This is a genomic window from Paenisporosarcina antarctica (assembly GCF_004367585.1).
Taxonomy (GTDB): domain Bacteria; phylum Bacillota; class Bacilli; order Bacillales_A; family Planococcaceae; genus Paenisporosarcina; species Paenisporosarcina antarctica.
Genome location: NZ_CP038015.1, coordinates 2,522,308 through 2,544,794, shown reverse-complemented (window position 1 = coordinate 2,544,794; position 22,487 = coordinate 2,522,308). Strand labels below are relative to the sequence as shown.

The 22,487-nt window shown below is 37.1% G+C and carries 19 protein-coding genes; 9 read left to right on the top strand and 10 right to left on the bottom strand.

Annotated features, from left to right (window positions below; translation table 11 throughout):
- Positions 1-30 precede the first annotated feature (30 nt).
- The 3 genes from E2636_RS12475 (at position 31) to E2636_RS12465 (ending at position 4,034) form a co-directional block, all read left to right on the top strand.
- Positions 31-438: a hypothetical protein gene (locus E2636_RS12475; protein ID WP_134210485.1), complete on the top strand. Its 408-nt coding sequence runs from the start codon at positions 31-33 to the stop codon at positions 436-438.
- Between the two features lie 376 nt (positions 439-814).
- Positions 815-1,498: a CPBP family intramembrane glutamic endopeptidase gene (locus E2636_RS12470; protein WP_134210484.1), complete on the top strand. Its 684-nt coding sequence runs from the start codon at positions 815-817 to the stop codon at positions 1,496-1,498.
- A 568-nt stretch (positions 1,499-2,066) separates the two neighbouring features.
- The gene (locus E2636_RS12465) at positions 2,067-4,034 is read left to right on the top strand and encodes a phospholipase D-like domain-containing protein (protein ID WP_134210483.1); all 1,968 of its coding nucleotides are present in this window, start codon (positions 2,067-2,069) and stop codon (positions 4,032-4,034) included.
- 1,037 nt (positions 4,035-5,071) lie between these two features.
- Here the strand turns inward: E2636_RS12465 and E2636_RS12460 are convergent.
- From E2636_RS12460 to E2636_RS12430, 7 genes are all read right to left on the bottom strand, one after another.
- Positions 5,072-6,637, bottom strand: a complete 1,566-nt coding sequence (locus E2636_RS12460; RefSeq protein ID WP_279587102.1) for a polyamine aminopropyltransferase — start codon at positions 6,635-6,637, stop codon at positions 5,072-5,074.
- 157 nt (positions 6,638-6,794) lie between these two features.
- Positions 6,795-7,190: a DUF350 domain-containing protein gene (locus E2636_RS12455; RefSeq protein ID WP_134210482.1), complete on the bottom strand. Its 396-nt coding sequence runs from the start codon at positions 7,188-7,190 to the stop codon at positions 6,795-6,797.
- A 22-nt stretch (positions 7,191-7,212) separates the two neighbouring features.
- Positions 7,213-7,806 carry a DUF4247 domain-containing protein gene (locus E2636_RS12450; protein ID WP_243840632.1) on the bottom strand — a complete coding sequence of 198 codons (594 nt, stop codon included), beginning with the start codon at positions 7,804-7,806 and terminating at the stop codon, positions 7,213-7,215.
- A 97-nt stretch (positions 7,807-7,903) separates the two neighbouring features.
- Positions 7,904-8,569, bottom strand: coding sequence for a PspA/IM30 family protein (locus tag E2636_RS12445; RefSeq protein ID WP_134210481.1), 666 nt, complete (start codon positions 8,567-8,569; stop codon positions 7,904-7,906).
- 28 nt (positions 8,570-8,597) lie between these two features.
- Positions 8,598-9,110: a DUF4178 domain-containing protein gene (locus E2636_RS12440; protein ID WP_134210480.1), complete on the bottom strand. Its 513-nt coding sequence runs from the start codon at positions 9,108-9,110 to the stop codon at positions 8,598-8,600.
- A gap of 279 nt (positions 9,111-9,389) precedes the next feature.
- Positions 9,390-9,572, bottom strand: coding sequence for a cysteine-rich CWC family protein (locus tag E2636_RS12435; RefSeq protein WP_134210479.1), 183 nt, complete (start codon positions 9,570-9,572; stop codon positions 9,390-9,392).
- A 560-nt stretch (positions 9,573-10,132) separates the two neighbouring features.
- Positions 10,133-10,354 carry an acyltransferase gene (locus E2636_RS12430; protein ID WP_134210478.1) on the bottom strand — a complete coding sequence of 74 codons (222 nt, stop codon included), beginning with the start codon at positions 10,352-10,354 and terminating at the stop codon, positions 10,133-10,135.
- 251 nt (positions 10,355-10,605) lie between these two features.
- Between E2636_RS12430 and E2636_RS19005 the strand changes: the two genes are divergently transcribed.
- A complete protein-coding gene (locus tag E2636_RS19005; RefSeq protein WP_166669516.1) occupies positions 10,606-10,749 on the top strand; it encodes a hypothetical protein in 144 nt (47 codons plus the stop codon).
- A gap of 179 nt (positions 10,750-10,928) precedes the next feature.
- Here E2636_RS19005 and E2636_RS12425 read toward each other — a convergent pair whose 3' ends face one another.
- Positions 10,929-11,684: a helix-turn-helix domain-containing protein gene (locus E2636_RS12425; RefSeq protein ID WP_134210477.1), complete on the bottom strand. Its 756-nt coding sequence runs from the start codon at positions 11,682-11,684 to the stop codon at positions 10,929-10,931.
- Between the two features lie 582 nt (positions 11,685-12,266).
- Here E2636_RS12425 and E2636_RS12420 point away from each other — a divergent pair.
- The 5 genes from E2636_RS12420 (at position 12,267) to E2636_RS12400 (ending at position 17,731) form a co-directional block, all read left to right on the top strand.
- Positions 12,267-13,190 carry an ABC transporter ATP-binding protein gene (locus E2636_RS12420; RefSeq protein WP_134210476.1) on the top strand — a complete coding sequence of 308 codons (924 nt, stop codon included), beginning with the start codon at positions 12,267-12,269 and terminating at the stop codon, positions 13,188-13,190.
- 43 nt (positions 13,191-13,233) lie between these two features.
- Positions 13,234-14,361: an ABC transporter permease gene (locus E2636_RS12415; protein WP_243840631.1), complete on the top strand. Its 1,128-nt coding sequence runs from the start codon at positions 13,234-13,236 to the stop codon at positions 14,359-14,361.
- Positions 14,362-14,689: 328 nt separating this feature from the next.
- On the top strand, positions 14,690-15,655 hold the full coding sequence (locus E2636_RS12410; protein ID WP_134210475.1) for a 2-hydroxyacid dehydrogenase: 966 nt from the start codon (positions 14,690-14,692) through the stop codon (positions 15,653-15,655).
- A gap of 44 nt (positions 15,656-15,699) precedes the next feature.
- Positions 15,700-16,698, top strand: coding sequence for a D-cysteate sulfo-lyase (gene cuyA, locus E2636_RS12405; protein WP_134210474.1), 999 nt, complete (start codon positions 15,700-15,702; stop codon positions 16,696-16,698).
- A 181-nt stretch (positions 16,699-16,879) separates the two neighbouring features.
- Positions 16,880-17,731, top strand: a complete 852-nt coding sequence (locus E2636_RS12400; protein WP_134210473.1) for an STAS domain-containing protein — start codon at positions 16,880-16,882, stop codon at positions 17,729-17,731.
- A 682-nt stretch (positions 17,732-18,413) separates the two neighbouring features.
- Here the strand turns inward: E2636_RS12400 and E2636_RS12395 are convergent.
- Both E2636_RS12395 and E2636_RS12390 read right to left on the bottom strand, forming a co-directional pair.
- On the bottom strand, positions 18,414-19,787 hold the full coding sequence (locus E2636_RS12395) for an LVIVD repeat-containing protein (protein WP_134210472.1): 1,374 nt from the start codon (positions 19,785-19,787) through the stop codon (positions 18,414-18,416).
- A gap of 1,275 nt (positions 19,788-21,062) precedes the next feature.
- The gene (locus tag E2636_RS12390) at positions 21,063-22,325 is read right to left on the bottom strand and encodes a S8 family peptidase (RefSeq protein WP_134210471.1); all 1,263 of its coding nucleotides are present in this window, start codon (positions 22,323-22,325) and stop codon (positions 21,063-21,065) included.
- Between the last annotated feature and the right edge of the window lie 162 nt (positions 22,326-22,487).

Here is a 22,487-nt window from a genome sequence, read left to right as displayed (position 1 = left end):
ATTAAATACTTAAAGGGGGGTGTTTAATAAGTGGACAGTAAAATTAGACATTTAGAATTTATTCAACAAACAATACTTCGAATGGCAAGTAACTCCTTTTTGCTAAAGGGATGGACGGTAACGATAGTTGTTGGAATATTTGTATTTGCGAATCCCAAAGAAATTGACTCAAAGTATTTATTTTCGGTGCTTATCCCCATACTCTTTTTTTGGCTACTTGATGGGTTTTTCTTACACCAGGAAAAACTGTTCAGAAAGTTGTATGACAAAGTTAGGGCTACCTTAGAGGCAGATATTGATTTCTCTATGAATACATCATTATTCAAAAAAGATGTTGATTCTTGGATTAAAGTCTCTGTTTCAAAAACACTAATCCTCTTTTATTTTCCGCTTCTATTAGTGGTTCTCCTAGCGATTTATTTTGCTTATTTATATTAAACCTTGATTCTGCCACACAGGACAGTACTTGCTCAGTTAGTGTATGTGACACCATATATTATTAAAAATATTGGAAGTTAATAGCTGCCGAAATTGCGTCTTCGTTCGTCTGCCTTTTTGTGCAGGGATTTGTCGTCCATAATGACCTTGGAAAACGTGTTCCATTTTCGAAATCAGAAACATGAATGCTATTACTACAAAGAAAATTGCTTTCTATTTTAATTAAATGTGGATGAATAAAACGGTCGAAATCAACGTGGGTGGCAACTTAAGATGGTGAAGAACCCAACCGGAATAAGAAAGCAAAGTACTTGACGGTTACATCTGTTGTTAATCTACTATTGGACATAAAATAATAAACTTGGGAGTTCAGAGAATGATAAAGTCTTTAGTCATGTGGTTCTTAATAATATTTGTAGGATTTATTCTCTTTGCTCTTACTCAAGTTCCTTTTCAAATGGGCTTTTTAGGTGGATATCAAGGAATGAATTTGACAATCATCGGAATTTTACAGGCTGCCCTCATTATTCCGCTGATTTATTTCAGCCTTCGCTATATGAAACTAGATTTCACGAAAATTGGGTTCACCTCATCTAAATGGAAAGAAGATGCCTTGCTAGGCTCTATTGTTGCTATTTGTTGGGCGCTTATCCAATTTATTTGGCTCATTCCAAACACAGGTGGAGACGGTAGAGCGGATATTTCAGGGATACTAACCATGCTCGATCATCAATGGATTAATATTTTGTGGTACATTCCCTTGGGGGTCATTGGAGGAGGATTGACTGAAGAACTATATAATCGAGGTTTTGTTATTGGGGCAATCGCCGGTATTTTCAGAAACTCAAGGATTGCTTTATACATTGCTGCTATTTTTGCCATTATATTCTTTGCAGCGGGTCACCTGCCGATAAATATTAATGAATGGGTCGATCTCCTCGTTCCGAGTACTGTCTATACATTGCTTTATCTATATACAAAGAGATTGACGGCTTCTATAATAGCCCATGGTTTGTGGAATGTACTTGCTGTTATCGGTATTTTTATTATTTATGGATGACTATACAGCTAGTTATCACAGTCAGTGTAATCCTGTACCCTGTAGTAGTTATTAATTGAGGTCATTGGAAGTCTATACAGGCTACTAATGACTGAGACCATTTACTATAGAAAATAAAGAAACCAAAAAGCAATCAGAATTGCATCTTCGGTTGTTAATTTTTGCATTTAAAGGTTTCAGGAGAGAGTCGGACGTGAACCCTCCGTAAGATTTCCTATAGTAAAAGGGACTGAGCGAAAGTGACAAAATCACTGCGCTCAGTCTTTTTTGTTGTTTGGGTTAGGAGTAGCATGTTTGTTGTCCAAATTGATACAGGAACCTTATTCGCCATGGCAGTAAACTCGCCTCGCTTTATAAATGTAAACACCTCTTCTTCAACCAAAGTGCATGGCTAGCGATTAAATATGGCATGTTTTTAATAAAATGTTTGTTGCATGGGCACACCGATAAGTAAATTTGTAAATATTAAATTAACAAAACATTTGCAAAAATTACATATGAAAAAAATGTCGAAACATGTAAGATAATATTGTATGATACACAAATATTTGTTAAAAAGGAGAAAAATATGGGAAAATTTATTAAAATATTAGCTTCATTTAGTTTAGCACTAGCAATTATTACACCTACAGTTTCTCCAATAACGAGCGTTCAGGCTGCAACTAACGGGGAAGTTGTCATTAATGAAATCGCTTGGATGGGAACAACGGTAGATTATAATGATGAATGGATTGAACTTTACAATAACACAAGTACTTCCCAGTCTTTAAATGGATGGACATTAACTAGCTCAGATGGAACCCCGTCCATTTCTCTAAGCGGAAACATTCCTGCAAATGGCTATTTTATACTTGAAAGAACAAATGATACAACGGTTTCAGAAGTTACAGCTAACCAGATTTATAGTGGAGCTATGGGAAACACAGGCGAAATATTTGAATTAAGAGACTCAAGCAATGCTGTTATTGATCAAGTTAATGCTTGGCATAGTGGTGACAACAACACCAAAGCGACAATGGAACGAATTGATTCTTTAGTTACTGGAACAGATTCTGCTAATTGGAGCATGGCTACAGATACATATGTTGAGGGAATAGGAACACCTGGTAAAGCTAATTCTGAAGCACCTCAAAATGGAGGATGTACTGATACAGTCGAGCGTATAAATCAGGTTTCAGATGCTCCTGACGCCATTAATGTGTACTTTAATAAATGTGCACTTGATCAATATGCGTCGCCTAATAATGAAGCTAATTACAATGTGAATCTTGAAAATAGATTAATTGAGCGTATAAACGGAGCGCAAACTAGTATTGATTTTGCAACTTATGAAATCAATCTTCCTAAAATCGTGGATGCTCTTATTTTGAAAGCATCTGATGGCGTTGATGTTCGAGTGATTGCTGACTCAAAAGATGCGACAGATCCTAGCTATATTGAACGATTTGAATTAATGAGGCTTTATATAGAAGAGATGGTTCGAGGACAAGACATGATTATAGGAACAGCTGATGATATAACGGTTCTCTCAGAATCACCTATGTTGGCTGTAGAAGATACAACAAAACGTGCAAATCATGGTCTGCCATCGTCACCGAGCGACTTTCCTCAAAAGACCATTATGGTGGGGAATACTGAAATGACAGGTTATTTATTTGTAGAAGCAGAACAGAAGGCTGACGGTAGCTATTACTCTCCGTCGACTCAAATGCATAATAAATTTGCACTTATTGATGATAAATGGGTGTTTACTGGAAGTTGGAATTACACGGTTACTGGTCTATACGGGACAGACGAAAACATGGCCAATGGTATTCTTGATGGTAACCAACAGCATATTGTAGAAGTAAACTCTACGGAATTAGCTGAAATTTATGAAACAGAGTTTAATGAAATGTGGGGAACAGACACATTAACCCCTGATCTTCAAATTTCTAATTTCAGCTCACGAAAAATTGATAATACTGTCCATCAAATCATAGTTGGTGGTAAAAACATTGAGGTGTATTTCTCGCCTGGTGACAATGCAATTGCGAGAATGGTGAATCTTATTAAAACCGAAGCTGATTACAAAACGTATTTCACCATATTTGCATGGAGTGATCAGGCTCTAGTCGATGAATTGAAAAACAAGTGGGAAGGGTCGTATGAAGATCAGCAAGGGACTCTAACTGGATTTGATGTGAAGGGCGTTTTTGACAGCAGCTTCTGGACACAGTGGTGGTCTGCCAGTATTGAAATGACAGGTCAAACTGTAACGGGAAGTGTCAACAATCCAAATACACGCTGGGCAAATGCTGCACCGGTGTTTAAAGATACTGAATCTCGCAAGCTGCACAGTAAAACGATGATTGTTGATGCCGATACAGATAGCGATCCAACTGTCATTGTCGGTTCTACTAATTGGAGTACGAATGGAGAAGACATAAATGATGAGAATTTACTTATCATTCATGACACAGCTATTACGAATCAATTCTTACAAGAATTTAATGCGCGTTATTCACAGGCAGGCGGTACGGTTACTACACAATAAAAATGTGAAATGGACAAACATATAATAAAGTCACAGGCGGCCGAAATTGAATCTTCGGTCGCTTTTTTAATGTGAATCGAGTGTCTATTCTTGCACTTCACAAACAGCAGCGAAGCGAAAACCAAACCAACTTACCCCTCACACTTGGTGTTTCGGGCTATTTTAATGGGAGAAATAGGGTGAACGGGAATAAATCATGTTTGAATGGGAATAAATTAATTTGAACGGGATTAAACTGCGTTCGAACGGGAATAAACCAACTATGAACGGGATTAAATCAAAATGAACGGGAATAAACACGGCAACCGCACTCTATAACGTAGCTTGCACTTCACAAACAGCAGCGAAGCGAAAACCAAACCAACTTAGCCCCTCACACTTGGTGTTTCGGGCTATTTTAATGGGAGAAATAGGGTGAACGGGAATAAATCATGTTTGAATGGGAATAAATTAATTTGAACGGGATTAAACTGCGTTCGAACGGGAATAAACCAACTATGAACGGGATTAAATCAAAATGAACGGGAATAAACACGGCAACCGCACTCTATAACGTAGCTTGCACTTCACAAACAGCAGCGAAGCGAAAACCAAAACAACTTAGCCCCTGACACTTGGTGTTTCGGGCTATTTTAATGGGATAAATAGGGTGAACGGGAATAAATCATGTTTGAATGGGAATAAATTAATTTGAACGGGATTAAACTGCGTTCGAACGGGAATAAAACAACTGTGAACGGGATTAAATCAAAATGAACGGGAATAAACACGGCAACCGCACGTAAATCTAATACCAAATCTAAATATAAAATGTCTTTCTATGAAGGACTATAAACAACGAATTTCTTCAGCGGCCTTCATGATGGTTGCCGGTGGCGATGGACACACATCCAACGCAAGATTGCTTGCAAGAAAAAAGACAAGAGGGAAGTGACAATTTAAGTCACTTCGCTCTTGTCTTTTTGATTTTTTGCTTGCCATCCAAAGAAACCCGGACTACAAGAAGTATCTGGCGGTAACTCTTTCATTTCGAATCATTAATAGTTTACCCAAGCCTTCTCATACATTTGCAATAAAATAGGGTCAGTTAACGTATTAGGCTTATATTGAAAAGCATTGCCTTTTTCATCGACAATGTCCCGATCAATATCTTTTCCGAATACTGTAAGTCCTTGTAATACTTCATCGGTTAAAAAGTCTGTGTCAACGGACAAATCGATATTTTCAATCGTACGATCAGTTTGCTCGCGTTTTGCCATGACAAAACCCCAGTCGCCGAAGCTAGGAATGTCTACATGAAGATTTTCAGTGTAGAGACCTGCTTGTTGAACAGTATGATCAATCGTCCAGTACACGTCAGTGGCGAAAGTTGGACTAGTCGATTGAATCATGATAGTTCCACCGGGCGCTAAATGGTTACGAAGCAGCTGATAAAACTGCAATGTATAGAGCTTATTTAAAGATTCGTTATTCGGATCAGGCAAGTCAACTAAAATCACGTCATAAAAATCCTTACCATCTTCCATAAATGAAAATGCATCTTCATGATGAACCGTAACACGCGGATCTGAAAATGAGTCTTTATTCAAACCAAGGAGGTCAAAATTGGTTTTAGCAAGTTCCACAACGGCAGCATCAAGGTCGACAAGATCAACGTGTTTGATTTCATCGTACTTCCACAATTCTCTCAAAGCCAGACCATCTCCTCCGCCAAGGACAAGTACGTTTTCAGGATTATCAACGCTTGCAACTGCAGGATGGATGAGGGTTTCATGATAACGATATTCATCTGTTGAACTTAACTGAAGCTGTCCGTCAAGAAATAAGCGAAGATCACCTTTTTCTTTTGTTAATATGATTTGTTGATAATCTGTTTGTTGAAAGTGAATAATTGGATCACGATACATCTTTTGTTCAAATGTAAAAGCAACTTCATCTCCCCAAAACACACCAGATAGAAGTACGACAAAAAGTGATAGTCCGGCAACTAGATGTACACGGAACCGGGCAATTTCACGTCTGAAATAATAAAGGACCCAAAGCGCAACGCCTACATTAATTAAGCCAACCATAAAGGCCGTTTTTACAAGTCCAAACTCAGGTCGTAAGTAAAATGCAAAGAGTAAACCACCAATTAAGCCTCCAGCGTAATCTGAAAATAAGACACGTGCAGTACTTTTACTTAACGTTACTCCGATTTCATTTGCTTTGCGAATCAAAATTGGCAGTTCAACACCCGTTAAGCCACCTATAATAAGGGTGATGGAATACAAAAATATGGCATCTGTTCCGTCTGGAAGAAACGCTGTGACACCGAAGAATAAAAAGGTTGAAAATCCACCGATTAACCCTATAGCAAACTCAATCCAAATAAAAGAAATAATTAAATTTTTCGTGACGTGTTCGCTGATTGAAGCACCGATTCCCATTCCAGTTAAAAAAAGTGAGATGATGATCGTATATTGCTTCACACCATCTCCTAAAATGTACGAACCTGCAGCTCCAAATAATACTTCAAATATAATTCCACAAATAGAAACAATACCAGAAGCCCAATAAATGGCTTTACTTTGTTTTGTTCCTAAGTCACTAATCATGCTCATTTGTTCAGACTCCTTACTTCCCATGAAGCTTGTTTCGTTAAATTAGATCCAATAGCTAGTCATTAGAAGCTATAAATTTGTATGAGTTGAAAAATCAATAGCTGTCCAAATGAAAAATAATTTGGACAGCTATTGAAATGTATGCAATCTAGTTTGTTTATGTAATGGAAGCTCCAATTACGAATGCTAACCCTACTGATACAGCGAAACTGATAATTCCAACAGCCATATTCCCTTTGTGAAGTTGGTCTTCTACTGAGAATTTACGTGTAAATAATTCAAATAATAAGTACGCGACTAGTTGGAGAGCAACTCCAACTCCTCCCCAAATCAATGTCCCCGTAATGGCAGAACTATTGTATATGGCGAATGCTAAGATAATACAGATTCCCACGATTTTACCACTAATTGAAAGGGCTACTGCTTTATTGCCATTTAGCACCTCATCCCAATCCTTATACTTCTTGGTCATTACTTCAAAAATTGCTAAGCCCACTAGGACAATAATAATTGCAATTGCAAAATACATAACTGTTAACAATAATGAATTCATCTTTTTATCCCCTTTCTACCAATTACTTACCTGAACCTGTTCCTCCGCCACGAACGGATGAACCACGAATTGAAGGAACAGAATTTTTCCCTGCAAATGTGCCTGCAGCATTGTAACCTCCGTAACAACTACTCGGATTTACTTTACATGCTTGACTTCTGTTGCTGCCCCAATTATTTCCAAACATATTACCTAAAAGGCTTGCCAACAAATATCCTTCAAAGAAACTAGGACGATAATTCTTTTGGACAAATTCTTCTCCTGCAACTTCAATCATCGTATCCGAAGAATTATCCTGTGATTCGGTTAATGTAACAAATTGATTGTCGTAAATGAATATTTGTTTGCCGTCTCGTTCTTCACTCATTTCAGAAGGTTTTTCATGGTTTTGGATATCGCTAGCTACTGTTGAGATATCTTGGTTCTCTGCAATATATACTTGTGCGTAATCATCACTGTTTGCAGTACTTGTAACCGTATCGAATAGTTGATATGTACTGCCAATATAGTCTTCGATGCCATCTTTGAATAGGGATCCTGAACCTGAGCCATTCCCACATGCAGAGACAAAAAGAAGGACACTGACAATCATTATGGACAGAATCGTCCTTTTCACATTTTTCACCTACCTTTCCAGTGTAAGACATAGTTTGTGATAAAAAGGAAAGGACCTGTTTTATAACAGATCCCGATCCTGAAAAATTGTGGATAGATTATGATTTGGCCATTCTCTTTTTAAGAGCAGCTAACTCGTCATCAACACCGCTATCAAGTGATTTAAACTCGTCATCAAGACTACGATTAGATGAGCGCATATCTTCACTTGTTTCAGCTTCAGCTTCGAATTGAAGTACTTTTTCTTCCATACGATCAAAGCCGTTACGTGATTCATTGCCGCCAACACCTGACATCGTACGGTTCATCTTCGTGCGTACTTGTGCAGATTCAGCACGTGCTTTTAATGAATCTTTTTTAAGTTTCATTTGATTATATTCGTTTTTCATTTCGTCAAGTTTAGAACGGAGAACGGATGCATCTTCTTTTGCACGATTATGTGATTCTTGAAGGGAAGATACTTGCTCAGAATGAACTTTTTTGTCCTCAAGTGCACGTCTTGCTAAATCTTCGTTACCAGCTTCTAATGCTTTTATTGCTTGTTCTTCGCGCTTAGTGATCATGCTGTTTGAATCATTAACTTTCTTTTGTAGAAATTTTTCATTGGCAATTTGTTTAACAACAGAACTTTCTACTTCACGAATGTCTGCTTCCATTTCGCGCATAAATTGGTCAAGCATTTTTATTGGATCTTCGGCCTTGTCTAACATCGCATTTAATTCTGAACCTACAACAGTTTGCATTCGTTTAAAAAATTGAAACATTTATTATTCCTCCTATTAGTAAAGTTAATTAATTACTTCCTGCAATAATCTTTAATTCGTACTCTTCAATATAATAGCCAGTACTTGCTTCTATTTCATTGCCCCAAATTTCTAATGAGAGTGCTTTTTCATCTTCTTCATCGAAATAAGAGAAGTAACGACACTGAGCACCATCTACATTTTGACTTCTTCCTTCACCTTTTACAATTGCAGTACCATATTCATCTTGAAAATAAGTAACGCCATCAAGCTCAATTTTTTTAGGAAGGGGCTCTTGTAATTTTAATTTGGACTTCACGTAAATACCTAGTTCTAATTCATCATCCATCTCAACGCTTAACCAGATCACTTTATTATTACCTTGAAGTTGGTATGCAAACCACTTGAAGCCATGGTCATTGAATGAAAGTTTGCCAACAACTTCGAAGTCTTCAAGATCATACGTAATAAAATCTCCCGTTTTTATATTCATGACGGTACGTTCTTTAACATCAGGTCTTTGTGGTTCTTTACTGCCAAACAATTTACTAAGAAAACTCATTAAGCCATCACATCCTTCTTCGACCCTTTCTGTCATCTACATGTATTACTACGAATGAGATGCGAAAAAGTTTCTATTATTATCTATTCTCTCGTACTTTGCCTTTGGAAGCAATGATACCAATCAATACCGATTGCTTAGAAAAATAATGCTTATTCAAAAAAGGAATTATCCGGTAAAAAAGAGAGCGTTGCGAAATGCACGAAACAAAAATGTCTTCGAATATATCAAAAAAATGCTGCAGGAAAGAAAAAGACGAATCTGTTATGGTGGACTTCGTCATTGTATTTTTTGAAGACAGTCTTTACAAATACAGGCTTTGTCTACTTTTTCTCCAGGTACTAACTCGAAAATTTCTTTAGGGAAAAACTGTGTTGTACACCAGCAGGTGGGATCTCCTAATTCATTGCCACAATCATTGTTGTTATCGCATATCGGACATTTTTTTGCATCGATTGTCATATTGACCTCCATTTATAACTATTCATTGCTTAAATCATTGAAGCACATTTTGTTAAATAAGAAAATAGATAAAGTATTATCGACTATGGTTTCCGGCTCACTTTAGACGTAACAGCTGCTGCATCATAACCTAGGGCATAAAAAGAATCGTGATGTTGACGTTGTCACATCACGATTCTTCTTTTTAAAAGGTAATCTTGCGGCGGATTTACGTCCGTCGCTCGCCATCAACTTCACGTGCATAGTTGCTAAATTTTGGTTTACTAGTGAAGGGAGACTTTCTACTTCGAAAGGAAGCAGCCAAAGATGCAATTTCGGCTGCTTATTTCTACCTAGAGGTTCGTTCTGCGTTAATTGAAAGAAGGGTTTCGCAAACTATACAGTTTGAAAAATCTTGGTTGGAACCTTTAAAGAAAGAAGAAAACAAAACAAATTCATCTACTAAATATGTGGTGGAAACTCTTCTATATGGTAATAAAAGTAAACGGAGACAGTAGTGGGTACAAATGTTCAAGGAATAACTTTTCTAATATATTGTAGACACTTCAGATAAAGAAAATTTAATATGAAATTGAAAAATAGCGATTATTATCATTAGGGTTAGCAACAAAATCTAACTTACATACAAAATGACAACCCTTACAAGCAATCCCTATTTGTTTTTTTGTAATGGGATGTTGAAAATGAATTTCATCAAATCCGCATACATCGCATTCCATTACATAAAAAAATTCACGTGGACCAATAATCATGTCTAGTAGAAACTCGAAATCAGATTTCATATATGGAACACCTCTTCTTTTTTAAAAATTATTATAGCAAGGACATTCCCATATAAATAGCAGAAATGTGTCAGAGTTGAAGAAAAATTTTCCGACATAAATTGTATGAATACTGACACTTTGTTACAGCGAAAATAAAGGGTAAAAAATAAGTGAATTAATAATAACATGTCGAATTAGCCAGACGGTTTTTTGTATAATCCTTTATATGAAGCACATACTTATTCTGAAAAGAAAGGATGTCTACTATAATGGAAGAAAGTAAAATTGCACATATTGACCGTGAACAGTTACAAGAAATTAATGAACTTGAAAATAAGCTTGGAGTTACCCTCATTGCTTATGATAATTTGGCAAGCTTAAACAATTCCTCAAATGAAACGCCACCAGTTTAAGGAGTCATTAAACTGATAATATTGGGCATCCATAATGGGTGCTTTTTTGTTGTGGTAAATTGCAGATAGTTTAAAGAAGTTTGTGGACTTCATACTTTAGCGATCCATAAGGAAATCGGTGACTCTCTCAACGTCATGATTGTCACCTATAGGTAAAACTATGTAAGTTGCTGAAAAATCTAGCGATCCATAGCGTCATTAAATAAAGCTGTCACATATAAACGCTTTGTGGCACTGGAAATCGCTGCATATAACACTCCATATATATTCTTAACTTTTCCTCGTTTATAGGCATTGACCACAGATAGAATCGCGTTTATATAGTCTTCCTCGTACTCTTCAAACGTAATGGAACGGTCTATTTTTGCTTTCGCTCGTAACATGATGCCATACACTTTATACATCGTATTCATATCGAAAAAAGCACCCAAAATGTGCCCGATTCTTTCTGGTAACTTGGTAATTAATCCCTTCTTAATCGCGTCCTCTGTATCATATGTATTTTGTATAAGATTAATAGAAAGAGAGGTTTGTTTCTCCAATTGAGTGGCTGGATTGCTTACAGGCGTAACACTTTCGTTATCACTGCGAGTATTCATAGTCGACTTGTCTTCAAAGGGTAAAATACGAAGAATGTTCGCGCCATAGCCTTTTGAGACGCGTCGGATAAACGATATTTTTTCAATAATCTTCAATTTGGCCAGCTTACGAATAGCACGGCGAATCGTCGCATCTGACTTCGATAATGCCTTCATGATTGTTTCTACTTTCAAATGAGCAGCCCCTGGAAATTTACAGCAGTAGCGACTAATTAAAGAAAGTACGTCACGATCCGTTTGAATTAATTCGTTGTAATGGGCATTGATATGCTGCTGAACATGTAAGTCCATTTCTTTGACGCTAGTAAATGTTTGATACTCTGATAAATAATACATAGTCTGCTCCGATCGCCACGTACTCTACTTTTCAGTAGTGGGCGTTTATTTGTTAAGTTTGGATATCCGGGTTTGTGGCCCTTATAGTCCTTACATAGAACAAAATGGTCAGATCGGAGACATTCCTTTTATATTCTTTTTAGTTTTTTGAAGTGACTATTGGGCACCACAAAAAAATCAGTGCTTAATTTTTAGAGAATTGAAAAGTTGCTTCAATAACTTGAGTTGAGAGGGAATTAGTCAGAAACTGTTTTTGCTAAGTAGATGTCTATCCTTTCTTTCAATATAATCTAGAACCATCAATTGATGCATGGGGTCGCTTTTATGAGCTTCATTTATAGATATCAAAGAGTAGAACTAAGAATTGGTGTTCTGACAGTTGGAAATCTGTTTGGTGATTGTGTACCTTTATATAGCTATTGCACTAATTGCAATAAATTGTGAGTTTCCTGTAGAATTGATTTCAATAAAGAGTTTGGAAATCAAGTTCGGAAAATCTATTAGTCTAATAATTCAAATGGAAACGTATCTTTTAGGTAGGCATTTGATGGTGAAATTATTGAATTTAAGGATGGTGTCACAATGGAATTGGTATTAGATATTCAGCACCTAAGTAAAAAATATGGAAAGAAAACGGCATTAGAGGATATTTCATTTTCTGTCAAAGCTGGCACATGTTTTGGACTACTTGGTCCTAATGGTGCGGGGAAATCGACCACGATGAAAATTCTTACGGGTATTGTTGATGCGGATAACGGGAATGTCATGATACTTGGAATGGATTCAAAAAAACATCTTCACTCTATTAAGCAAAAGGTAGGCTATGTTCCGCAGTCTATTACTTTGTATGAGGAATTAAACGCCTATGATAATCTCTTGTTCTTTGGCCAAATGTATGGAGTAAAAGGAAAGCTACTTCAGGAACGCATTACAAAAGTATTAACACAAACGGGTCTGTTAGACAGGGCTAAAGATAAGGTAAAGGAATATTCAGGTGGAATGAAAAGGAGAATAAATATTGCAGCCGCATTATTACACGATCCGAAAATATTAATCTTGGATGAACCAACAGTTGGGATTGACCCACAATCGCGAAATCACATTTTTGATATGATTCGGGCATTAAAAGAAGAAGGCGTCACCATCATTTATTCCACTCATTATATGGAGGAAGTGGAGGTGCTTTGTGATGATATCGCCATTATTGATAACGGAAAAATTATTACACAAGGGAACTTAAAAGAGCTTCTTGAACAGTACAGTACGAAATCCATTTATATTGAAACGGACGACATAGAAAAATTGAAGCAACTCATTCATATATCGAAAATCACCTCAAAAAATGATGGGTGGGTCATTGAATCTGATCAACCTGTAGACTTACTGCAAACCATTTTAAAGACAACGACTGAACAAGGCATTAAAATACAAGCGTTAGAGATGATGCGACCAACTTTGGAAAGTGTATTTTTATCGCTCACAGGTACGAGTTTACGCGATAAATAATCTCATAGATGGAATGGGGAAATCGATTTTGAAGAGTATTATTATGAAGGAACTTAAAATGATTGTACGAGAGAAAGGGAATTTTTTCTTTTTAATCGGAATGCCCATTCTTTTCATCGTTTTGTTTGGCTCAATTTTTGGTAATGCCAATACGTCTATTACAGTTCAATATATTGATCAGGATGAATCGGTTGTGTCCCAAGATTTTCTTAGTCAGATAGATAAAATTAGTGGTTTTGAACTTGTAAATAGTGATTCGAACGAAAAAGATCAAATTGAACAATTAAGAGATGGAAAAATCTCTTCACTTCTGGTTATTCCAGAAAACTTCGAAAAAAATATGACTTCAGGTAGCACGCCAACAACTTTACAATTTTATCGTGATCCCACTGCTATACAAGTAGTGGCACCGATTCAAGCGGTATTGGAAAATATAACGAACAGGTACGGGGAACATAAGGTGACAGAGGCTTTAAAAACCTTAGGACTAAATAGCTCTGAAGTAGACAACATACTTCTGCCTCCACTCACCATTGAAGTAATAGATAAAAGCGCAAAACACACGGATGCAATATCGCAATATGTACCAGGATACACGGTCATGTTTGTATTTTTCATTATGATAACCATGGTGCGCAGGTTCTTCCAAGAAAAGCAGTCTGGTATGGTAGCTCGACTAAGAACGACACCACTTAAACCGATTGTGTATTTAATCGGAATGTGGATTCCGGCTCTCATAAGCGTGCTTATACAATGTACAGTTCTTCTCGGCTTTGGTCACCTTGTCTATGACTTGGATCTAGGTAATATGGGAGCTATTAGTATTATCGTCTTGTGCCTATCAATATGTGGTACCGGACTGGGTTTAGCCATGGCGGTATGTGTAAGTGGTGAAAATCAAGGACTCGCTCTTACGCAAGTGTTCGCTTTAGGTGGGGCAGTTTTAGCAGGATTATGGTTTCCTTTTGAACTATTGCCAAGCTTTGCACAAACCATTGGTCATTTTACTCCGCAATATTGGGCACAAACTGGTCTGCAAGACGTAATGGTGCGAGATGCGCAAGTAAGTGATGTATGGCAAGGACTGCTGGTACTCCTTGGATATGGGATATTGGGCATTTTAATTGCCTTAGTAAGGTTTAAATACTTTATTAAAGCAGCTATAAATTAACATCTACCTTCTACTGGGTAACTATATGTGAGATATCGCCATCCGCTATGTTTTTGAGGAATGTATGAGGGAAGTGGGAATTTGCACCAAATCGATGAAAGTTGCAATAATGACTTGAGATGTGAGGAATCTTAACTTTATTATTGGAATTACAAAATCCTGAAAGAAACTAAACAAGCAGCCAAAATTGCATCTTTGGCTGCTATTTTTTGTTAAAGGATTATATTTTTTCTTTCATTAATCCAAAAACAACAGGATTATATCTACTATTGTCGAATAAATACCCTATCGGTGTGTATTGTACTGATTATGATAGGAGGAGTTAATCATGAAACTAAAAATTTACATAACAAGAAAATTACCTGATGCCGTGGTTGACCGGCTTAGAGAAATATGTGAAGTGAGCATGTGGGATAAAGAAGAAGAGCCTGTGCCGAGGGAAGTACTTATGAAAGAAATCCGAGATGTGGATGGAATCTTAAGTATGGTATCAGATCCGATTGACGAGACCCTAATAAATCAGGCCACTCAACTGAAAGTGATTAGCAACATGGCTGTTGGATACAATAATATTGATATTAAGGCTGCAACTGAAAGAGGAATAATGGTTACAAATACGCCAGGTGTATTAACTGAGACGACCGCTGATCTGACGTTTGCTCTCCTGATGGCTACTGCAAGACGTTTGGTCGAGTCATCTGATTATTTACGAGAAGGTAAGTGGAAATCCTGGTTTCCTATGCAGCTGACAGGGCAGGATATTCACGGTTCGACACTGGGCATCATTGGCATGGGAAGAATCGGCGAGGCATTGGCGAAAAGGGCTAAAGGTTTTGATATGAATGTCATCTATACGAATCGCTCGAGAAAAAGTAAAGCAGAAGAAGAATTAGGCATTCAATACAAGGATAAAGAAACATTACTTAGAGAGTCTGATTTTGTATGTGTGTTGGTGCCTTTTACACTAGAAACCAAAGATACAATTAATAAAGAAGAATTGGCTTTAATGAAGCCAACTGCTGTATTAATTAATACAGCGCGTGGTGGTGTTGTAAATGAAGATGCTTTATACGAAGCATTAATTAATAAAGAAATTTGGGCTGCCGGATTAGATGTATTTCAAGAAGAACCTGTACCAATTGACCATCCATTACTAACATTACCTAATGTTGTGGCGTTACCACATATCGGTAGTTCCAGTATTAATACACGAATGAAAATGGCGCATCTTGCGGCAACTAACTTAATAGATGGAATTTCTGGTAATACTCCGAAGAATTTAGTAGTTGAGTAATAAGGTACGATACGATACGAGCAATTTGGGGGAGGGATATGTAAATGAATTTAACTAAATTTCCACGAAATCGCTATACACAATTCCCGACACCAATTGAAAAAGCAAGCCGTTTTTCTACCTCGTTAAATGGACCTACAGTATTCATTAAACGGGATGATTTACTTGGTTTAACAGAGGGTGGCAACAAGACAAGAAAACTAGAGTTTCTCATAGCAGATGCACAAGCAAGTGGTGCAGATACTATTATTACGGCTGGGGGAATTCAGTCGAATCATTGCCGATTAACGTTAGCTGCGTGTGTGAAGGAAAATCTCAAATGTATACTCATATTAGAAGAGAATATAGAAGCGCAATATGATACGCAAACAAATGGCAACTTTCTTCTATTTCAGTTGTTGGGAACTGAATCCATCAAAATTGTTCCCAACGGTACAGACGTATACGAAGAAATGGAAAAGACAGCAAATGAAATTAAAAAAGACGGACGGAAACCTTATGTCATACCAGTTGGTGGATCCAATGTGACGGGGATATTGGGGTACGCAGCATGTGCGGAAGAAATTACCGAACAAGCTACAGAACTAGGTGTTCAATTTGACTATGTTATATGTACAAGCGGTAGTGGCGGCATGCACGCTGGATTAATTACTGGTTTTCAAGGAATGAATGACAACACCAAAGTTATCGGAATCAACATTAGCCGCGGGAAAGAGCTTCAAGAAGAGCTCGTATATCAACTAACTAGAGATACCGCTGCTCATATTGGACTAGATAAAACGATATCTCGTGAAGCTGTGACTTGTTTCGATGAATATGTCGGACCAGGCTATGCTTTGCCAACAAAAGAGATGGTACAGGCAGTCAAGCGATTAGCAAGGACGGAGGCTGTTTTGCTTGACCCTGTGTATACGGGGAAAACGATGGCTGGACTCATAGATTTAATTCAAAAAGACTTCTTTAAAGCCAGTGATAATATATTATTTATCCACTCTGGTGGCATACCTGCTATTTATGCCTATTCAGACATTTTTTATGCGTAGAGTAAGCAAGGATAGAAATTAGATAACATAGTTGTCCTCATAAATATACACAATGTAAGATGACTGCAGAGCTGTAACGAAGGCATGTGTTTACAGTAGAAATCGACCAGGAAACTAGTCGACGTGAAGTAATATATGATAAAATTGTACTATGTAAATTGAGAGAGAACTGGGTGAACGAATGAAACACAATACGAAGGCTTTATACGACTATTTAATAACGAATACGTCAGCCATTACAGATACCTGGTTGGAATTAAGATTTAAAAGAAAAGGATCTCATTACTCACTGGATGCGTCACCTGAAATTGTTCAGAGAATTAAAAGTCAAAATAATAACTATGTAAAAGTAATCGCACAGTCCCTGTTGCAAACTGATGAGGAAATGCGTAAAAGTGTAGTCGAATGGACCAATCATACTGCTGTGGATCGAGCTAATTCAGAAACAGCTTTGAGTGATGTTTCGGAACAACTAAGAAATTTTCGGCGTGTGTTTTGGCAGCATATCGAATTATGTGTGGAAACTGGATCAGTCGAGGTCACAGTTAAGGATGTATTTCAATGGGAAAAAACGATAAACAATACGTTTGATTTCATTTTCGAAAATTTTACAATCGTCTATATGAATGTCTTAATGAAGCGCTTAATTTCTCAACAAGCCGTAATCAGAGAGCTCAGTGCACCAATTATCCCACTTTCAGATGAAGTTGGCGTACTGCCTTTGATTGGCGATATCGACTCAATTAGAGCAAATCGTATATTGGAAAGCACATTATCGCAAAGTAATGATTTAAAGCTTACGTCTTTAATTATTGACTTATCAGGTGTTCCTGTAATGGATACGATGGTAGCGAACCAGATTTTCATGGTGATTGATTCTTTACGTCTGGTAGGAATCACAGCTATTCTTACAGGCATTCGTCCCGAAGTAGCTCAAACTGCTGTCCATTTAGGCATTGATTTTAAAGATATTCAAACATATGGATCGTTAAAACAAGCCATTAATATCCTTAAGTCTAAAAATATACTTTGAATGTGAAAGCTAATAATTCTGTATCAAAAATAAAAGAAGCTAGGCGCATATTAATATAGGTGTTTAGCTTCTTTTACTGTCTGAGTGAAAGAAAATCAAAAGCATCTGGATTTTTTAATCACTTAAGTTGCAAAATGCCTTTTGAGACCAAAATACGGGAGTTGAATTTTTCGTAGATCGCGTATATTGGGAAGGCAAATGCTAGAAAAACGAAAGCTGTCGGAATTTTTTCTATGAATGGCCAGAATTCTGCAATCTCGTTTTGCAATGTAACCCCTATGTATATGAATACTGGTGCTAAGGCAACAGCGATTAAAAGGAGCTATGGAGTGACCTTGGTTTCTTTAAACTTTGCGTTGCAGTGAGGGCATTGCATCGTGAAGGGATTATTATATTTTTGAAAATCCTCTTCTGTAATTGATTGGTTACAATTCGGGCAGGGTAAAAATGTGTTCATGGTAAGTAATCTCCTTAGTATTATAGTGAATTTATTTCATTATACTAGGAGATAATCTTTTCATAGTAGCTACTTTATAACTACATATTGTAATTTATAATGCTATTTTTTATGGAATATAGTTTTAATCAAATTTGTCATTTCCTTTGAACATTAGTAAAAAACCAGGCAATACATCTGCCCGGTTTTTCACATTGAGAATTTGCTAAGATTATTCATCTAAAGCTATTCATTTATTGCTTTTGGACTTCCACTTTTTTGTAATACTTTTAAGCCCGATCCCATATCAGATGCTAGAACATAATTTCGATTTACAAACACGCCCCAGATATTTGATTTGCTTGGAATGTATGAGCCAGTTTCAACTGGATTGGATGCATCTGTAATATCCACTACGCGAACTCCACCTGAATAGTGAGATAGGTAAAGTGTGTTTCCATGTACTTTCGGGTCATGGACAGTAGAACCGCCTGGTACTTTTTCTGTGAAATCAGTCTTGAACGTACTAAGAAGCTTTGGTGCCGTTTTATCTTTAATATCATAGATCATAGTGTAGCCATATGATGTTTCGAAGCCGTCTCTAATTGGGCCGAAAACTTCTCGTGTTTCAACGAGTACGTTACCACCCTTTGCAAGGTCCATTGAATGTGCTGCTCCTTGAACAGTCGAACCAAAGTCTGTTCTTCCTAAGTAAGTAGGGTTTTTAGCATCGCTAATATCTAGTATTATGGTACCTAAATCCCAATATGATAGGTAAGCAGTGGTGCCGTTGCCATCAGTTTTTACACTGTGCGCAAAAGCAGTTCTCTTAATGCCTTCTTCATCCGTCCAGTTATAGCCGTCGTAATTTTCATCGCTAACTTCTGGAATATACTCACGTGGGTTGAATTCGTAGATGGTTTCTGGAGTTGTAGGATTGGTTACGTCAACAAAAGAAACATCCATATTCTCTCCATGTGAGTAGTAGTCCGCATAGCAATCTGCCGTTAATACATAAATGTTATCTTCTTGAACCGTTAAATACAGTTCATGTGTACCACGTGCAAGAGAAGGGGACTCCCAGAAACCTAGTTCCTTCGGTTCTTTTGGATTCGTCACATCGTACAAGACGAAACCGCCTTTTGTATTAGGATTATTACGATCAAGCTGTTGGACACTGACAACGGCTAAATCACCTTTAAAACCAGGTGTGTCCACAGTCTTCACAATCACTTTTTCTTGCCAAGTACCTTCAATGGCAGCAAATGATGAAACTTCAACCGGAGTAGAAGGATTCTTCATGTCAAATACTCGGACACCGCCAGCGCCGCCATTTGCAGAGTGTGTTCCTAGATAAGCGAACCCTTTATGCGCGTAAACATCTGCAGTAGAATTTTTGACGCCTTCTTTAAGTTCTTTCAAAGGAACAGCCGCAATTTCTTTGAGATTACTGACGTTTTTACTTCCTTCTAGTATTGGCGCAACCAACTCACTGCCCGATAAATTTTCCCCTTTTTCTGCAGATCCACCCAGTTCGTCATGGGAAAAAGCAGTCGTTGCTCCAACTGGTAAAATTAATACACTTGCCAATACGGTATGAATCCAGAATTTATTCTTCATTAATTCTCCTCCTAATAATTTTGAATTTATTAAGTGAAACAATTTAACTGTAAAAGATGGAACTCTAAACCCTAGCTAGGTATTGTTCTTGAACATTTGCTTAAAATCCTTAATAATCCTCCTCTCTTTCGGATATTAAGGAACCCGAAATAGTATAATTATAGTTTACAGAATATTTGGAAATATTTACATCAGCCAATTTTACTAATTACCAAAATATTCAAATATACCTATAATTTTAACTAATTGAATAATAAAATCCCAGGCGTTATTCAATTTTCTATATTTAGTCACAATTTTATAGTTAAAATTAACCAGTATTATCGTTTCGATAATTGTTTGATGAGCTAGGATGAGAATAGATTGGACTCGGCGGAGTTTTTAAATGAAACAATTAACTACTTATTATTGAAAATGTGCTTTTTAATCAGATGAGAATGCAGTTATTTTGTGGGGAATAGAAGTGAACGTGAATAAATCAGTTTAGGTATGGTTCAAAAATCAATTTAAGCTAGACGATTTCAGTTAAATAGAACAACGTCACATCATTACTGCTGTTTACACGGAACAAATAGTAGCGTAGCTAAACCAAGTCAATTAGCCCCCTACACTTTGGTTTCGAGGTATTTTTGAAGGTGAAATTGGACGAACGGAAATTAAGCGACTGCGAACAGGAATAAACATCTCGCGAACGGGATTAAATCAATAAGAATGGGAATAAAACATCAGAACCATTCCATAACGCAGTTTGTACTTCTTCAAAAAAAACAGCAGCGCAGCGGAAACCAAACCAATTTGGCCCCTACACACTGTGTATTTCGGGGTGTTTTTTGTGGAAAAAATTGGGCGAACGGGAATAAACACAAGTTGAACAGGAATAAACATCTCGCGAACGGGATTAAATCAAAATGAATGGGATTAAAGTCAGAAACCCAAGAATATTACCCTCACATGTATGTAGTAATCTTTTTAAATTATTTAAAAAATTGCTAGTGATATGAATAAGTTGCTAGGTAGTGATAGACTCATTGCCTACTAGAAAGAGAAGAGCTAAGGGAATTCGCTCTTCTCATTAATTCTTTAGTTTATGATGCAATGGTTTTACCGTCAAAAGCGACCTGGTGAACTTTCAATCTCTGAGTTAGAGCAGTCATACCTAAAGCAACAATGTAACCATAGTCAATTTGAAATAATATATATGACTTTAACTCTTGCAGAATAAGAAAAAAGACGAACCAAGGTTATTGGTTCGTCTTTTTTCCGTTCTGCTATTCGTTAATTCACTCGTGCAAATCCAAACCCTGATGCGTAATCATCACCAGTTGACGCTCCAAATCCGCCTTTGATATCATAAGTTTTTGCACGGTTTTGAAGGTTTGTGCGCAATTGAGCGTTCGTCCAGCTTGGATTTTGTGACCAGATTTTTGACGCTAATCCAGCAATGTGTGGTGATGCCATAGATGTACCACTAATCGTATTATATCCACCATTATTCCATGTAGAGTAGATCGCTGCACCAGGAGCTGAAACTTCTACATCACCTTGTTGAATGATGTAATCACCATCTGTCGAAGCATATCCACGAGACGAAAAGTCTGCAATACGGTACGTGCCATTTTGCTGAACATTTTCAAGTGCTGCTACAGCTACTGCATTAACAAGTGCTCCCGGATAACCAATTGACCCTTGATTTGGACCTGAGTTACCAGCAGCAGCTACAACTAGAACACCTTTGTTATAAGCGTAAGTTACTGCGTTTGAAATTAAGCTGTCATTGCCTGCAGAGCCAAGAGACATGTTGATTACTGTTTTTGTACCAGTAGAAGTAGCTTGATCAGCTGTATGTCGAATTGCAGCAGCAATATCGTCAGAATATCCTGATCCATTATCTCCAAGTACTTTATATGCCCAAAGGTCTGAAGCAGGAGCAACTCCATAAATTCCTGCACCATCGCTTCCGCCATCAGCTAATGCAGAACCCGCTACATGTGTACCATGTCCGTGTGCATCGTTACAAGTACCATTTGTGATTTGTACGACACGAGTGAAGTCTTTACATTGTTCAACAGTATTGACTAAATCATAATGGTTAACATTAACGCCAGTGTCAAGAACAGCAATGTTAATACCTTGTCCACCAGAAGTAGTTGTTTGGTTACTATTATTGTAGATGGCTTTTATTCCCCATGGTGTTTGGTGAGTCGGATATTCAGCAGCAGCTATTTTACTTTGAGTTGCTCGTACTACGGAATCAAGAGTAACTATCTGTACTTTAGTTACCGTAATATTTTTGTTTTTTTGCAGTGCAGTAAATTGTTTATCATTCATTTCAGTGGAGAAACCATTTTCAGTTAGTTCCCATCTTACCTTGTATTGATCTTTCAGTGCAGATTTTGTTGATTGATTAGATGCTTCTACATAAACTCGGAATTTCTCGACACTAGTATTACTCGTCGATTCTGCATTAGCACCTACAGTAGGAAATGCTAGACTAGCAGCTAATAAAACACTCATAAAGATTTTTCTCGATCTTTTCATTGTGTGTGCTCCTTTTGTCAATGTATTTTTGTTTCTAAAACAAATCTAGCATATATAGATAGTTTCGTTATTGGGAAAATTCAGTTTTTTAATATCGGAATATATTAAATCTGCTATTTTTGTGTAGAAAGAATGAGTCAAATGTAATGACTTCTTTACTAA

Bases quoted from the DNA above. Each gene is read 5' to 3' on its own strand.
- E2636_RS12470 (WP_134210484.1), top strand. From the start codon at position 815: ATGATAAAGTCTTTAGTCATGTGGTTCTTAATAATATTTGTAGGATTT.
- E2636_RS12465 (WP_134210483.1), top strand. From the start codon at position 2,067: ATGGGAAAATTTATTAAAATATTAGCTTCATTTAGTTTAGCACTAGCA.
- E2636_RS12460 (WP_279587102.1), bottom strand. From the start codon at position 6,637: ATGAGCATGATTAGTGACTTAGGAACAAAACAAAGTAAAGCCATTTAT.
- E2636_RS12455 (WP_134210482.1), bottom strand. From the start codon at position 7,190: ATGAATTCATTATTGTTAACAGTTATGTATTTTGCAATTGCAATTATT.
- E2636_RS12445 (WP_134210481.1), bottom strand. From the start codon at position 8,569: ATGTTTCAATTTTTTAAACGAATGCAAACTGTTGTAGGTTCAGAATTA.
- E2636_RS12440 (WP_134210480.1), bottom strand. From the start codon at position 9,110: ATGAGTTTTCTTAGTAAATTGTTTGGCAGTAAAGAACCACAAAGACCT.
- E2636_RS12435 (WP_134210479.1), bottom strand. From the start codon at position 9,572: ATGACAATCGATGCAAAAAAATGTCCGATATGCGATAACAACAATGAT.
- E2636_RS12430 (WP_134210478.1), bottom strand. From the start codon at position 10,354: ATGAAATCTGATTTCGAGTTTCTACTAGACATGATTATTGGTCCACGT.
- E2636_RS19005 (WP_166669516.1), top strand. From the start codon at position 10,606: ATGGAAGAAAGTAAAATTGCACATATTGACCGTGAACAGTTACAAGAA.
- E2636_RS12425 (WP_134210477.1), bottom strand. From the start codon at position 11,684: ATGTATTATTTATCAGAGTATCAAACATTTACTAGCGTCAAAGAAATG.
- E2636_RS12420 (WP_134210476.1), top strand. From the start codon at position 12,267: ATGGAATTGGTATTAGATATTCAGCACCTAAGTAAAAAATATGGAAAG.
- E2636_RS12415 (WP_243840631.1), top strand. From the start codon at position 13,234: ATGAAGGAACTTAAAATGATTGTACGAGAGAAAGGGAATTTTTTCTTT.
- E2636_RS12410 (WP_134210475.1), top strand. From the start codon at position 14,690: ATGAAACTAAAAATTTACATAACAAGAAAATTACCTGATGCCGTGGTT.
- cuyA (WP_134210474.1), top strand. From the start codon at position 15,700: ATGAATTTAACTAAATTTCCACGAAATCGCTATACACAATTCCCGACA.
- E2636_RS12400 (WP_134210473.1), top strand. From the start codon at position 16,880: ATGAAACACAATACGAAGGCTTTATACGACTATTTAATAACGAATACG.
- E2636_RS12395 (WP_134210472.1), bottom strand. From the start codon at position 19,787: ATGAAGAATAAATTCTGGATTCATACCGTATTGGCAAGTGTATTAATT.
- E2636_RS12390 (WP_134210471.1), bottom strand. From the start codon at position 22,325: ATGAAAAGATCGAGAAAAATCTTTATGAGTGTTTTATTAGCTGCTAGT.